Source organism: Promicromonospora sp. NPDC060204 (assembly GCF_042728455.1).
Taxonomy (GTDB): domain Bacteria; phylum Actinomycetota; class Actinomycetes; order Actinomycetales; family Cellulomonadaceae; genus Promicromonospora.
This window is the reverse complement of the sequence record NZ_JBHWZO010000171.1, coordinates 1-13,175: the sequence shown is the minus strand read 5'-3', so window position 1 is coordinate 13,175 and position 13,175 is coordinate 1. Positions and strand designations below refer to the sequence as shown.

At 74.6% G+C, this 13,175-nt stretch carries 12 protein-coding genes; 4 read left to right on the top strand and 8 right to left on the bottom strand.

All coding sequences use genetic code 11. From position 1 onward, the window contains the following. Positions 1 to 157 precede the first annotated feature (157 nt). Positions 158 to 931: a MerR family transcriptional regulator gene (locus tag ACFWEJ_RS19780; protein WP_377230906.1), complete on the top strand. Its 774-nt coding sequence runs from the start codon at positions 158 to 160 to the stop codon at positions 929 to 931. Positions 932 to 1,020: 89 nt separating this feature from the next. Then, on the top strand, positions 1,021 to 1,719 hold the full coding sequence (locus tag ACFWEJ_RS19775) for a GPP34 family phosphoprotein (RefSeq protein ID WP_377230905.1): 699 nt from the start codon (positions 1,021 to 1,023) through the stop codon (positions 1,717 to 1,719). 62 nt (positions 1,720 to 1,781) lie between these two features. Here ACFWEJ_RS19775 and ACFWEJ_RS19770 read toward each other — a convergent pair whose 3' ends face one another. The 7 genes from ACFWEJ_RS19770 to ACFWEJ_RS19740 all read right to left on the bottom strand — a co-directional run bounded on the left by ACFWEJ_RS19770 (position 1,782) and on the right by ACFWEJ_RS19740 (position 11,315). Continuing rightward, positions 1,782 to 4,283: a beta-galactosidase gene (locus ACFWEJ_RS19770; RefSeq protein ID WP_377230904.1), complete on the bottom strand. Its 2,502-nt coding sequence runs from the start codon at positions 4,281 to 4,283 to the stop codon at positions 1,782 to 1,784. A gap of 129 nt (positions 4,284 to 4,412) precedes the next feature. Beyond that, positions 4,413 to 6,125 (bottom strand): acyltransferase, encoded by a 1,713-nt coding sequence (locus tag ACFWEJ_RS19765; protein WP_377230903.1) that lies wholly within the window; start codon positions 6,123 to 6,125, stop codon positions 4,413 to 4,415. 9 nt (positions 6,126 to 6,134) lie between these two features. Beyond that, a complete protein-coding gene (locus tag ACFWEJ_RS19760) occupies positions 6,135 to 6,497 on the bottom strand; it encodes a DUF4387 domain-containing protein (RefSeq protein WP_377230902.1) in 363 nt (120 codons plus the stop codon). Further along, on the bottom strand, positions 6,494 to 7,873 hold the full coding sequence (locus ACFWEJ_RS19755) for an acyclic terpene utilization AtuA family protein (protein WP_377230901.1): 1,380 nt from the start codon (positions 7,871 to 7,873) through the stop codon (positions 6,494 to 6,496). Before ACFWEJ_RS19755 ends, ACFWEJ_RS19760 begins: the two co-directional genes overlap by 4 nt. Before the next feature lie 53 nt (positions 7,874 to 7,926). After that, positions 7,927 to 8,994, bottom strand: a complete 1,068-nt coding sequence (locus ACFWEJ_RS19750; RefSeq protein WP_377230900.1) for a tartrate dehydrogenase — start codon at positions 8,992 to 8,994, stop codon at positions 7,927 to 7,929. Beyond that, positions 8,991 to 10,004 carry a phosphoglycerate dehydrogenase gene (locus ACFWEJ_RS19745; protein WP_377230899.1) on the bottom strand — a complete coding sequence of 338 codons (1,014 nt, stop codon included), beginning with the start codon at positions 10,002 to 10,004 and terminating at the stop codon, positions 8,991 to 8,993. Before ACFWEJ_RS19745 ends, ACFWEJ_RS19750 begins: the two co-directional genes overlap by 4 nt. 3 nt (positions 10,005 to 10,007) lie before the next feature. Then, complete coding sequence (locus ACFWEJ_RS19740) at positions 10,008 to 11,315, bottom strand: MFS transporter (RefSeq protein WP_377230898.1); 1,308 nt, start codon at positions 11,313 to 11,315, stop codon at positions 10,008 to 10,010. A gap of 127 nt (positions 11,316 to 11,442) precedes the next feature. Here ACFWEJ_RS19740 and ACFWEJ_RS19735 point away from each other — a divergent pair, with 127 nt between their 5' ends. Further along, the gene (locus ACFWEJ_RS19735; RefSeq protein WP_377230897.1) at positions 11,443 to 12,189 is read left to right on the top strand and encodes a GntR family transcriptional regulator; all 747 of its coding nucleotides are present in this window, start codon (positions 11,443 to 11,445) and stop codon (positions 12,187 to 12,189) included. Between the two features lie 6 nt (positions 12,190 to 12,195). On the opposite strand, the gene ACFWEJ_RS19730 is transcribed toward ACFWEJ_RS19735, so the two are convergent. Beyond that, positions 12,196 to 12,789 carry a hypothetical protein gene (locus tag ACFWEJ_RS19730; RefSeq protein ID WP_377230896.1) on the bottom strand — a complete coding sequence of 198 codons (594 nt, stop codon included), beginning with the start codon at positions 12,787 to 12,789 and terminating at the stop codon, positions 12,196 to 12,198. A 133-nt stretch (positions 12,790 to 12,922) separates the two neighbouring features. Here ACFWEJ_RS19730 and ACFWEJ_RS19725 point away from each other — a divergent pair, with 133 nt between their 5' ends. Continuing rightward, positions 12,923 to 13,129 carry an EF-hand domain-containing protein gene (locus ACFWEJ_RS19725; RefSeq protein WP_377230895.1) on the top strand — a complete coding sequence of 69 codons (207 nt, stop codon included), beginning with the start codon at positions 12,923 to 12,925 and terminating at the stop codon, positions 13,127 to 13,129. The last annotated feature ends 46 nt before the right edge of the window (positions 13,130 to 13,175 follow it).

Genomic DNA, 13,175 nt, shown 5'->3' with positions numbered 1-13,175 from the left:
CTGACGGTACCCAGAGCGAAGAAACCCGGGCCTCAAAGGGGAGCCGGTCGGCCCCGCCGCGGCGTCCCCGCGTCTGCCCGGGCTTGACTCTGCCCCCAGGGCATGGTTTGGACTGCTGTCGTCGGCGGTCCCGCCGGCGGACCGAGAGGAGCGGACAGTGGCCTGGAGCACCCGCCAGCTCGCGGAGATCGCGGGGACCACGATCAAGGCCGTCCGGCACTACCACGAGATCGGCCTGCTGGACGAGCCCGCCCGCCGGTCCAACGGGTACAAGCAGTATGAGACCGCGCACCTCGTGCGGCTGCTGCAGATCAAGCGGCTGAGCGACCTCGGGGTGCCGCTCGCGCAGATCGCCACGATGGGGCGCGCCGACCAGGACCCCGACGAGGCGCTCCGCGTGCTCGACTCCGAGCTGGAGACGACGATCACCCGGCTCCAGCGCGTCCGGGCGGAGCTGGCGCTGATCCTGAAGCACCGCGCACCGGCGGACGTGCCGACGGGGTTCAGCGCCGTCGCACGCGACCTGACCGACGTGGACCGCTCGATGCTGATGATCTACGCCCAGGTGTTCGACGACGACGCCATGGACGCGCTGCGCGAGCTGCTGAACGACCAGCCGCACACCGACGCGGACGACCAGTTCGAGGCGCTGTCCGCCGACGCGGACCGGGCGACCCGGCAGGCGCTCGCCGAGCGCATCGCGCCCATCCTGCAGCGGCAGGTCACGGCCTACCCCGCGCTCGGCGACGCCGAGTCGCACGCGCTGCACGGCCCCGGCCCGACGGGGTACGCCGTGGTGGAGGCGCTGCGCGAGTTCTACAACCCCGCCCAGCTCGAGGTGCTCTACCGCGCGCACCTGATCGTCACCGGAGAGACTGACGAACGGCTCGACGCCGAGGAGCTCGTCGTGGACCGGACGCCCCGCCCCTGAGACGACCGGCCACCGCACGGCACCGCCGCCCCTGACCAGCAGGCCCACCAGCAGGCCCCTCCAGCCGACCCCGACGAACGGACGAGACGTTGACCGCACCGACCACGCCCGAGCCCGAGCTGATCGCCGAGGACCTGCTCCTGCTGCTGTTCGACCCCCGGTCGGGCACCATCGCCGGCGAGAACACCCTCTTCTACACCCTGGGGGGCGCGGTGCTCACCGAGCTCGCGCTGGCCGAGCACGCCGAGATCGACGGCCGGCCCACCCTGACCGGCCCGCGCGTGAGCGCCGTCGCCGGCAACCCGCCCGCCGACCCGCTGCTGCACGCGTGGTGGGAGCCGCTCGTCGGCAAGCCGCGCGGCGCGCAGACCTTCATCGCCGAGGTGGGCCCGCTGCTGCGCGGGCCGCTGCTCGACCGGCTCGTCGAGCGCGGCCACATCGGCCGCGAGAAGCGCAAGGCCCTCGGGTTCATCCCCTCCACGGCCCTGACCGACGGCGGCACGCCCCGCCGCGCGGAGCTCGTCGCCGCCGTCCGCCCCGTGCTGGCCGACGGCGCCGAACCGGACCCGCGCACCGCCGTGCTCGCGGCCCTGCTCTCGGCCAGCGGCAGCCTGCCGACGCTGCACCGCGACATCCCCTGGTCGGGCGCCGTCTACACGCGCGGCAAGGAGCTGGAGAGCGGCGACTGGGGTGCCTCCGCCGCGGGCGAGGCCGTGCTCAGGACCACGATCGCGGTCGCCACCTCGACCGCTGCCATCGCGATCGCCACCGTCCAGAACAACCCCTGACACCTCGTTGAGTGCTGGCTATTTGCGCGCCGAACGGCTGTTGGCCCACAAATAGCCAGCACTCAACGAAGGGGATGGGGGCGGACGGGGTGCAGCGTTGCCGTTCGGACCTCCAGCTGCGGGGTGGCGGACGACGGGCGGACGCGCGGGTCGACGTGGATGCCCGACGACGGCGACCAGGCGAACGCGCGCAGCCACAGGCCGCCCGCGCGGATCTCGGCGCGGTACGGCGCGAGGTCGACGTCGAACCGGCGGCCGGACCAGAACTGGTCGGCGATCAGCAGGTCGCCGGCGTGGACGCGGATCGCGTCGCCCGTCCAGTCGAGGCTCAGCAGCACCCGCTCGGCGTCCTCGAAGACGTCGTCGGGAACCGGCACCTCGACGGGGACGAGCACCGCGAAGTCGGTGTCGTCCGGGGCCGACAGCCGGCCGGCGCTGCCGCCCGTGCGCACCGGCGCCACCACCGCCGCGGCGAACCGGGGCGCGGCGAGCGGCCGGGACAGGTCCTCGCCCGGGACCACGTACCGCGCGAAGAGCGAACCCTCCCCGGGCACGCGCGCATGTTCGCCTGTTGGCAGCGGCGGCAGGACGTCGACGGCGCGGTCCTCTGCGTGCGGGACGACGCGGAGCGTCTCGCCGTCGAAGTACGCGCTGCCGTCCCACAGCACGACGGACTCGCGCCCGCCGATCGTGCCCTGCCACACGGTGTCCGCCACGGCCGGCGGCAGGAAGACGAGGGTCGTGTCGCCGACGACGACCTCGGCGGCGAGCCCCGGCGCGGCCGTCGGCGTCGCGACGACGCGGGTGGCGGCCGACGGTCCGGGGCCCGACGACGCAAGGTCCGAAAGGTCCGACGGCCCCGAGTCCGACCCCGAGTCCGACGCCGCCGTCTCCAGAGGCTCCAGAGGCTCCAGCGGCTCCAGCGGCTCCAGCGGCTCCACCCGGAGGATCTCCGCTCCCCGGATCTCCTCGGCAGCGACCCCCTCGAGCTGCAGCTCGACGTCGACGCCGTCCGTGGTCGCGAACAGGAAGACCGGTCCACGCTCGGTGTCGAGGCGCGTGATCGGCTGCGCCGGTACGGTGAGCGCCGGGACCGCCCCGAACCTCTGGCGCAGCGGCCAGGCTGCATGCACCCCCGAGCGCAGCGTGGTGGCCGCGGTCGGGACGGTCACGCGGTGCGGGCCGAGGTCGACGTCGAACCGCACCGCCTCGACGTCCGCGAGCGCCGCGACCGCGGGCTGGTGGTTGTTGACGAAGAGGTAGCCGCGCTCGCCGTCGCCCCGGACGGACCAGCGCACGGCGTCGTCCGAGCCGCCGCCCCCGCCCCCGTCGTCCGGCAGGACCGTCGGGTAGGTCGCCAGGTCCGGCCCGAACGCCTGAAGGAACAGGTGCTGGCGGCGCAGCCGGTGGTAGTGCGGGCGCTGCTGGCCCGCCGCGCCGACGGGTGCCCAGAAGTCGTAGTCGCGCACGGGCAGGTCGTTGGGGTACCCGGTCGCGTGCGACTCCTGCGTGGTGGAGCGGTCGCCGAGCACCTGGGTGCCGCCGTGGTAGAGGTAGTAGCCCTGCCACGCCGAGCCGCTGCCGAGCTTCGTGAGGGCGAGCGCCGCGACGTCGTCGGCGTCCACGTGGGGGCGTCGGTGGTAGGCGACCTGCATGCCGCCGCCGAGCTCACAGGTGGCGAACGGCCACGGGTCGGCGGCGCCGTCGGCCGCCCGGTCCGGGGCGGGGTCGTCGCGCAGGTCGGCGCCGACGGTGAGGTCGTCGCGCACGGTGCTGAACGTGTAGTGCGTGGCGCCGAACGCGGGCCACCCGGTGGTCGACTCCTCCCAGAAGCCGTCGGAGTACCCCGCGTACACGGGGAGCACGCGGCCGCGCGGCAGGCGGGCGCCGCCCCAGCCGGTCGCGAGCCACAGGGGCGCGCGCAGGCCGGCGTCCTCGGCGAGGTCGCGGAGCGTCGCGAGGTGCTCGGGCTGGTCGTAGAGCTCGTTGTCGACCTGGATGCCGAGCACTGGACCGCCGGGCTGCCCGGGTGAACGCAGCAGGCCGCGCACCTGCTCCGCGATCGCGGCGTACCAGCCGCGGACGAGCTCGACGTAGGCGGGGTCGTTGGTGCGGTGCGCCACAGGCAGGTCCTGCAGCCAGTCCGGGAAGCCGCCGTTGCGCGTCTCGCCGTGCGCCCACGGGCCGATACGCAGCACGACGTCGAGGCCGGCGCGGCTCGCCGTCTCGACGAAGCGGCGCAGGTCGCGCGGCCCGTCCCAGCGCACCTGCCCGCGCACCTCCTCGTGGACGATCCAGAGCAGGTAGGTCGCAACGACCGTGACGCCCCCGGACCGCATCGTGCGCAGCTCGGTCTCCCACCGTTCGGGGCGGTCCCGGCTGAAGTGGTACTCGCCCATGACGGGGAACCAGGGCCGCCCGTCCCGCTCGACGTACCGGTCGGTCACGCGCACGGCGTCCGGCGCGCCGGCGGGGTCGCCGAGGTCGAGCGGCGCCGGCCGCACGGGCGGGGCGGCCGAGACACGGACGCGGCGGACGGTCGGCTGCGCGGGTTTCGGGCTCACCCACGCGACCCTACGAAGCGGCGGCGCGCGACGACATGCACAGATCGACGCCGCGCCTGGACGATCGCGCGACGACGCCCTCGACTGCACCCGCGACCGCGGGCGCGACCGGCCCGCGGCCCCGCCCGGTCAGCCCGCCTCGTCGACCGGCGTCAGCGGCACGAGCGGCTCGGGGCTGTGCACGCCCCGCGGCTTGTAGCCGAGGGAGTCGGCGGCGCCGAGGTAGTCGGCCAGGTACCAGACGATGCTCAGCCACATCTCGGTGCCCTGCAGCCCGGGGACGCCGTCGGGCCCGGCGCCGCGCGGGGCGAACGCGAGACCCGCGCCGTCGGCCCAGGTCTCCAGCGCCCGGTCGAGCTGCTCGCGCGCCCAGGCCTCGCCCTCGGTGCGGCGGTGCGCGGTCTGCTTCGCCGCGAGCCAGAGCGGGTGCACGATGTCGAGGACGTTGCACGCGGTCCAGCCCTCGGGGGTCGCGAGCACGGGGTCGGCCGCGTGCTCCAGCACCGTGTCGACCGCGGCCTCGGGGTAGGGCAGCGGCAGCCCGAACTGCGCGTACGAGCCGCGGGTCAGGCGGTAGAACCCGTTGACCGCCTGGAGCCAGCGCGGCGCGGGCTGCGGCGCGCCCCACAGGCCCGTGGCCGGGTTCGCCCGCGCGGTCAGCCAGCCGATCAGGCCGTACAGAGGGCCGACGCCGCCGTCGGGCAGCTCCTCGGCGAAGTCGGTGATGTTGAGGGCGCAGGCCGTGGCCAGGGAGTCGACGGCGGCGCCGCTCCCCCAGGCCTGCACGCCCCAGTCGCGCGCCTCCAGGGCGGCGACGACGTCGCGGTCGCCCAGCGCGTGCACCGCACGGACCGGGTGCGGCAGCCGTGCGCCGAGCAGCCGCACCGCGTAGCCGACGCTGAGCACGTGGTAGGCGGCGTCGCCGTCCGTGGGCGAGAGCGGCCCGCCCGAGCTACCACCGCCCGACAGGCCCCCGTCCGAGAGGTCGCCCTCCGGGATCAGCCCGGTCGCGGGGTCCTGGCGGGCGGTGAGCCGCCGGACCAGGTCGACGGCCTCGAACCCGGGCGGCGGGGTGCCGAGCAGCAGGTCGGCGACCTCGACGGCGTCCGCCCACGGGCGCACGGCCGGGACGAGCGGGCCCGCCAGGGCGGAGGGCCGGTCCACGAACCGGCCGTCCTCGAAGCAGCGGGCCAGCACGTCGCCCGCCTGCTCGCGGGCGCGGTCGCCGAAGGCCGCCAGCCGGGCCCCCAGGTCCGGCGCCGGCTTGCCCTGGGTCTCCGCGCGGCGGTCGCGCAGCACGCGCGCGGGGTTGCCCGCGACCACGGCCCAGTCGGGCACGTTCTTGGTCACGACGGCGCCGGCCGCGACGACGACGTGGTCGCCCACGGTCACGCCGTCCAGGATCGTGGCGTTCGAGCCGATCCAGACGTCGTCGCCGATGGTGATGCCCTTGCTCCAGGTGCCCTGCTGGAAGACCGGCCGGTCGTTGGCCATCCGGTGGTTGAACCCGAGGATCGAGCTGTGCGCGCCGATCCGCACGCCGTCGCCCATCCGGATCTCCCCGCGCACGACGGCGAACGGGTTCACCGAGCAGTCCGCCCCGAGCGTCAGGTCGCCCGACAGGTAGGCCAGCGCCGCGACGTAGGTGCGGTCGCCGAGGGCGAGCCCGTCGCAGTACACCGCGGCGTTCGGGGCGACGAAGACGCCCGCGCCGAGCTGTGCCCCGGCGTCGGTCAGCTCCCGCTGCCGGGCCGCCTGCGCCTCGCCCTCCGCCGAGGCGGGGTCGTACTCCCAGGGGAGAAAATCGACACGTCGGACGCCTTGGGCCGCTGAGTGATCCACGCCGCAAGCCTATCCACGCGCCGCCGCACCCTCCGGGACCCGCAGCAGCGCCAGCGGGACGTGGTGCTGTCCCGCGTGCACGTCCCGGTCGCGCAGCGAGCCCTGCGAGACCGGCCGGGGGAACGAGATCTTCACGACGTCGAGCGACGGGATCCGGAAGATCCGCACCGTGCTCGCCTCCACCCCGTACAGGCCGGCGACGACGTCCTCGTTGACGAACTCCTCGTCGGCCACGACGCGGTAGCCGGCGGCGTCGCGCATGAAGAGCTCCATCGTGACCCAGAACGGGCCGGCGTTCTTCGACCGCACCTCATGGGCGAGGTCGGCGATCGTGACTGGCAGGGCGGGGGCGCCGGTCAGGGGCTCGGTCATCGCTGGACTCCGTACTCGATGCGGAACAGGCTGGTCGGCGTGGGGCTGTCCACCACGTGGTTGAGCACGAACTCGTAGGCGGCGCCGCGCTCGACCTCGGCGGGCGACGTCGGGAACGCGAGGCTGGGCAGGTAGCCCATGGCGGGCGTCGGCAGGTGCAGCATCAGGGGGTTCACCAGCTTGGCGACCGCCGTCGCCGTGGCCTGGTCGGCGGCGTCGACCAGCAGCATCACGCCCACCTCGCGCGGCGGACCGCTCTCGGGCTCCAGGTCGTCGAGCACCGCGTCGTGCCCGTACAGGCGCAGGTCGAACGCGTACTCGTCGTCGGCCAGGCCCAGGGTGCCGCTCACCCACTGCCGGATCATGGTGCGCATCAGGTCGGCCCAGGCGTCGATGTCCCGCAGGATCAGCGGGTCCCGGACGGCCGTGAACGACATGGTCTGGTAGCCCGTGATCCGGGCACCCTCCAGCTTGACCGTGTGCTGGTCGGCGACGTGGAACCGCGAGCCCTCGACCCGGACGGTCCGCTCGTCGAGCGCCGTGTAGACGGCGTCGCGGACGTCGAGGGTGCCGTCGGGCTCGCGCATCTGGAACGGGTCGACCGTCTCGTAGAGCATGTGGGCCGCGACCGTCCGCGGCGTGCACGCGGACCCGGGGTCCAGGGGCTCGATGGTGAACCCGCCTGCGTCGATCGTCGTGTACACGCCGCCCGTGCGCGGGTTGGTCGTGGCCTGCCCGCCGCACTCGACGATCTTCGCGGCGTGCCAGGTGGGGCCGGCCGGCATCCCCTTGAGCAGCGGGTACGCCGCGGCCAGCGCCGTGTCGGTGGCCCGGCCCGCGAGGATCACCTGCGCCCCGGCCTCCAGGGCCTCGACGATCGGCTCGTGGCCCATCATGCCCACGATGTGGGTGCAGTCCTCCAGGGTCTCGGCGCTCAGGGCGCCCAGGGGCGGCAGGGCGTGGATCCGCCCGGCGTCGAGGTGCTCCTTGAGGTCGGCGGCGTCCTGCTCGCTGTAGATCCGCGCGACCTTGAGGTCGAGCCCCTCCTCGGCCATCACCCCGGCCGCGAGCCCGGCCACCCAGTCCACCCCGGCGTCGGTGCCGCTGGTGCCGCACGAGCCGATGATGAGCGGCACGTCGGCGCGGGCCGCGGCCTTGAGCAGGCTGCGCAGGTCGCGGGCCACCGCCTGGGCGGCGGTCTTGGGGGTCGAGGACCCCAGGTAGTAGGGGCCGGAGTCGGTGGAGCCGCCGTCCAGGGTGATCACGTCGACGCCGAGCGCGAGGCCGCGCTCGATCGTCGACTCGTCCCAGCCCGCGCCGAGCATGCCGCTCGGCGTGAGGATCCGGACGGAGCCGGTAGATGTGTTGGTGTCCATGGTTCTCGTCTCTGTCACGCGCCGGTGGGCGCTGCGGTTCGGGGCCGGGCAGGTCAGCCCGGGATCGCGGCGAGGACGGCGTCGGTCATCTCCCGCGTGGTCGCGGTGCCGCCGAGGTCGGGGGTGCGCACGACGTCGTCGGCCAGGACCGTCTCGATCCCGGTCATGAGGTCCCGCGCGGCGCCGGGCTGCCCCAGGTGGTCGAGCATCATCGACGCGGACCACAGGGCGCCCACCGGGTCGGCGATGCCCTGGCCCGCGATGTCGGGGGCCGAGCCGTGCACGGGCTCGAACATCGACGGGTGCTGGCGGGTGGGGTCGATGTTGCCGGCGGGGGCGATGCCGATGCTGCCCGCGACGGCGGCGGCGAGGTCGCTGAGGATGTCGCCGAACAGGTTCGAGGCCACGATCACGTCGTACGCCGCCGGGCGCAGCACGAGCTTGGCGGCCAGGGCGTCGATGTGCTCCTGCCGCCAGGTGACGCCGGAGTGCCGGGCGGCGCGCTCCCGGACGATCTCGTCCCAGAACGGCATGGTGTGCACGATGCCGTTCGACTTGGTCGCCGAGGTGACGTCGCCGCGCCGGGTCGCCGCGAGCTCGAAGGCGTGGTCCACGATCCGGGTGACCCCGGGGCGCGTGAACACCGCATCCTGGACGGCCAGCTCGTCGGGCAGGCCGCGGTTCAGGCGCCCGCCGATCTCGCTGTACTCCCCCTCGACGTTCTCGCGCACCACGACGAGGTCGACGGTGCCCGCGTCCCGCAGCGGGCCCGGCAGCCCGGGCAGGACCCGGATCGGCCGCAGGTTGACGTACTGGCGGAACCGCCGCCGGATCGGGATGAGCAGCCCCCACAGCGAGACGTGGTCGGGCACGTCGGGCCACCCCACGGCGCCGAGCAGCACGGCGTCGTGCCCGGCGATCCGGTCGAGCCCGTCGTCGGGCATCATCGCGCCGGTGACCAGGTAGCGGGTGCACGACCAGTCGAGGTGGTCGTAGCGCAGCACGAACCCGTGCCGGGCGGCGAGCAGGTCGAGGGCCCGGAGGGCGGGCGGGATCACCTCGGTCCCGATCCCGTCCCCGGGGATCACCGCGATGCGGTACTCGGGTGGGCTGCTGGTCATGCGGTCTCCTCGGTCGTCGTCTCGGCGGTCGTCTCGGCGGTCGTCGCCGGGACGGCGAACAGGTGGGCGTTCACGGCGTGACGGGGGCGGCCCGCGAGCGCCGCGACCAGCTCGGCCGCGCCCTCCCGGCCCGCGGCCGCCCGCGCCTGGGCGGTCTGCCCGGCGAGGTGGGAGTAGACGACGATGCCGTCCACGCCGCGCAGCGGGCTGTCCGCGGGGAGCGGCTCCTCGGTGACGACGTCGAGCGCGGCCCCGGCGATCTCCCCGGCGCGGACGGCGTCGGCGAGGGCCTGCTCCTGGACGACGGCGCCGCGGGCGGTGTTCACGAGCACCGCGGTGCGCTTCATCCGGCGCAGCTCGTCGGGTCCGACGATGCCGCGGGTGCGGTCGGTCAGGGCGGTATGGACGGAGACGTAGTCGGACCGGTCCAGCAGCTCGGGCAGGTCGACGAACTCGACGGGCCCCGCGGTGCGCTCCGACTCGGGCACGCGGGTGGTGCAGAGCACCGTCAGGCCGAACGCCTTGGCGAGCGGCACGACGGCGCGGGCGGCCGCGCCGTAGCCGATCAGCCCGAGCGTGGCGCCGCGCAGCTCGTGCCCGTCGGCGCGCGGCCAGCCGCCGTCCGCCACGCCCCGGGCGCTCTGGACCAGGCCGCGGGCCGCGGCCAGGAGCAGGCCGAGCGTGTACTCGGCGACGGCGTTGGCGTTGATCCCGGGCAGGTTGCTGACCGTGACGCCGTGCCGGGCGGCGGCGGCCACGTCGATCGAGTCGTGGCCGACGCCGGTGCGCACGACGACGCGCAGGCGCGGGGCCCGGGAGAGCACGGCGGCGGTCATCGGCTCGTTGGCGACCAGGGCGGCGTCGACGCCGTCGAGCGCGGCGACCAGCTCCTCCGGGTCGCGGCGTCCGACGAGCGGCCGGTGCGTCGTCTCCAGGCCGGCGGCCCGCAGGTAGCGGTCGACGTCGTCGCCGGGGCGCAGGTAGTCGGTGGTGATCAGCACGCGGGTCATCGCTCACACCGCCTTCGCTGTGTCGGCACGCCGTTGCAGCGCCTCGACCCGGGCGACGGCGAGCACGCCGAGCACCGCGACGACGGCGACGTCGACGAGCATCAGCGTCCAGCCCGTCAGGTCGACCATGCCGCCCACCAGGGCCGGGCCCACGAACCCGCCGCCGGCCCAGCCGACGGCGTAGAGGCCCGCGTAGGTGCCCATGACCCGCGCCGAGGGGGCCAGGTTCCAGAGCACGACGACGGCGTTGACCAGGAAGGCGGCCGCGCCCGCCGCGCCGACGCAGAACGCGACCACGGTGCCCGCCGGGGTCTGCGCCACGGTGCCGAGCGCCATCGCCGCCGCGAAGAGCGACATCCCGATCATCATGGTCCGCAGCCGGCCGATGCGTTCGGCGAGCAGCGCCGTCGGGTAGGCGGCCAACAGGAACGCGACGCCGCTCGGCAGCAGCAGCCCGCCGGCGTCGCCGCGGGAGAGGCCGAGCGCCTCCATGCCGTACGGCGTGGCCAGGGCGCGGGACGCCGACCAGGCGCTGCCGAAGAGCAGGATCGCGATCATCATCAGCAGCCGGCTGCGGTCGGGGTCGCGGACGATGTCGAGCACGACGCGGCGCACGCCCGGGCGTGCGGGTGCTGCGTCCGCGGCGTCTCGCCCGTCCTGCGCGGCGCCGGCGGCGTCCGCGGCGTCCTCCGCCAGGGCCGCCTGGTAGCCGGGCGACCGGCTGTCGCGCACGGTGAGGCCGAGCACCAGGATCGAGACCAGCATGAGCGCGGACGGGATAGCGAACGCCAGCGCGGGGTGCTCGTCGACGACCAGCAGGCTGATCAGCGCGGCGACGATCACGGTCAGGCTGGAGGCGATCTTGACCGCGGCGTTGGCCCGGCTGCGCTTCTCCGGGGCGACGAAGTCGGGCACCAGCGACTCGGCGATCGGCTTGAACGCGTTGGCGACCAGCGCGTAGCAGAACATGACCCCCACCAGCAGCGGCAGCGACGCGGCGGCGTGCGGGATCACCAGGAAGAGCAGGGCGGCGACCGGCATGCCGACCACGAGATAGGGCATACGGCGGCCCCACGACGTGCGCGTGCCGTCCGAGCGGTTGCCGAGCCACGGCTGGACGAAGACGCCGAGCAGGTTGTCCATGCCCATCAGGAAGCCGACCAGCGCCGCGCTGGTGATGTGCTCCCGCAGCAGCGGCGGCACCTGCGCGTCGTAGAAGTTCCAGGTGGACTCCTGGGCGAAGACGGCGAGCGCCACCAGCAACGTGATCCTGGTCTGCGCGTGCCGCACCGGCGGCGCGGTGGTGGACATGGAACCTTCTCCCTCTGCCACCTCGTCGTGGCCACGTCTGCGTGTCGCGCTCACCGTACTTTTGCTATAGCAAAACTGTCAACGGTTGCAAAAGTGCGCTGCGATAGCACGGGCCTACGATGGGGCCGTGACCTCCGAAGCCCTCGCGGCCCTGTCCGGCGACACGCTCGCCGACCGGTCCTACCGCGCCATCCGCGACGCGATAACGACCGGGGAGCTCCGCCCGGGCCAGAAGGTGACCGAGCGCGGTCTGGCCGAACGGCTCTCGGTGAGCCCCACGCCGGTGCGCGAGGCGATCCGGCGGCTCGAGCAGGACGGCCTGCTGGAGCGGACCGGGCCCCGCACGGTCAAGGTCGCGCCCATCGGCGACACCGCCGTCCAGGACCTGGCCGAGGTCGAGGTGGCGCTGCGCGGCATGGTCGCGCGGTTCGCCGCGCGGCACGCGACGCCGGGCCGGCTCGACCGGCTCGACGCCCTTCTCGACCAGGCCGACGACCTGCTGATCGTGGCCCGGCAGCGGCACCGGTCCGGCGAGGACGTCACCCGGCAGCTCCACCAGCTCCTGGACGTCATGCAGCAGTTCAACGACACCGTCGACGCCTGCGCGGGCAACCCCGTGCTGGTCCGGCTGCTCGACCAGACCCGCGTCTTCTCCCGCCCGGAGCAGCGCGCGCGGCGCCTGGAGCGCGTCGCGCACGACGACGAGTTCGGCATGGAGCGCTGGGCCACCCACCGGGCGCTCGTCGGCGCGCTGCGCGCGGGCGACGCCGCGGCCGCCGAGGCGCTCGTGATCGAGGACGCCCGCGGCGGGCTCAGCGACCTGCTCGCCGGGACGGACCGGCTGCGGGCGGCGCGGAGCGCGCCCGCCTCCTGAGCCCGGCTACCGCTTCAGGCCGAGCGCCCGCAGCTCCAGGTCGGCCAGCCGCCGCACGACGTCGGGGTCGCCGTCCCGCCACGCGCGCACCGGGTCGTCGGAGATCCGGTTCAGGGCCCGCAGCGGCCGGTTCGTCAGCGCGCGCAGCGCCAGCAGCGCCGGATCGGCACCGACCAGCCGGCGGCCCGCGCTCGCGCGCCGCACGAACCGCACCCGCAGCGGCACGTAGACCACGGCCAGCAGCAGCACCGGGACGAGGAAGACGGCGAGCCCGACGAGCAGCGCGACGTCGGCCACGGTCTCGGCCTGGGAGCGGCCCGCCTCGGCCAGGCTCTCGGCGGCGTCCGCGGCCCCGCTGAAGGGCGCGGCCAGGTCGTCGCCCACCCCGGGGATGCCGTCGATCCGGCCCTCGACGTCGTGGAACCGGGCGGCCATGTCGTCGGCGGCGCCGGCCGTCGCGAGGCCGGGGCGGCCGAGCTCCAGGGTCGCCGCCCACACCTCGCGGCCGGCCCAGGCCCAGGCCGCGACCCAGGCGAGCAGCAGCAGGTCACCGAGCACCTGACGGGCGCCCCTGGCCGGGGCGGCGGCGTACAACCTCATGGTCCGGACCTCCGGGTGTCGACGTTCGGCACGCCGCACCGTATCGGACTTACTGCCCAGCAATTCCACAACCGATGAAACCGATATGTGGTTGCATACTCTCCGAATTGTTTCCGACTTTGCGAGGTACAGCATGGCTGCCGACGAGCTCACCCGGACCTTCGTCGAGTTCGACTCCGACGGCGACGGCCGCATCACCGCGGACGAGTTCCGCCAGGCCATGGCCACGCGCGGCGAGGAGACCACGGACAAGGACCTCGACCAGATCTTCGGCAAGGCCGACCACGACCAGGACGGCAAGATCGACCTGGCCGAGTTCACGGTCGCCTGGGACGCCTGAGACCGGCGTCCGGAACTGTCCGTCCGGCGGGGCGGCCCACCCGGGG

What these genes read in the sequence shown, in the direction of transcription:
- ACFWEJ_RS19760 (WP_377230902.1), bottom strand. Translation starts at nt 6,497, where the DNA reads ATGACCGAGCCCCTGACCGGCGCCCCCGCCCTGCCAGTCACGATCGCC.
- ACFWEJ_RS19755 (WP_377230901.1), bottom strand. Translation starts at nt 7,873, where the DNA reads ATGGACACCAACACATCTACCGGCTCCGTCCGGATCCTCACGCCGAGC.
- ACFWEJ_RS19750 (WP_377230900.1), bottom strand. Translation starts at nt 8,994, where the DNA reads ATGACCAGCAGCCCACCCGAGTACCGCATCGCGGTGATCCCCGGGGAC.
- ACFWEJ_RS19745 (WP_377230899.1), bottom strand. Translation starts at nt 10,004, where the DNA reads ATGACCCGCGTGCTGATCACCACCGACTACCTGCGCCCCGGCGACGAC.
- ACFWEJ_RS19740 (WP_377230898.1), bottom strand. Translation starts at nt 11,315, where the DNA reads ATGTCCACCACCGCGCCGCCGGTGCGGCACGCGCAGACCAGGATCACG.
- ACFWEJ_RS19730 (WP_377230896.1), bottom strand. Translation starts at nt 12,789, where the DNA reads ATGAGGTTGTACGCCGCCGCCCCGGCCAGGGGCGCCCGTCAGGTGCTC.
- ACFWEJ_RS19725 (WP_377230895.1), top strand. Translation starts at nt 12,923, where the DNA reads ATGGCTGCCGACGAGCTCACCCGGACCTTCGTCGAGTTCGACTCCGAC.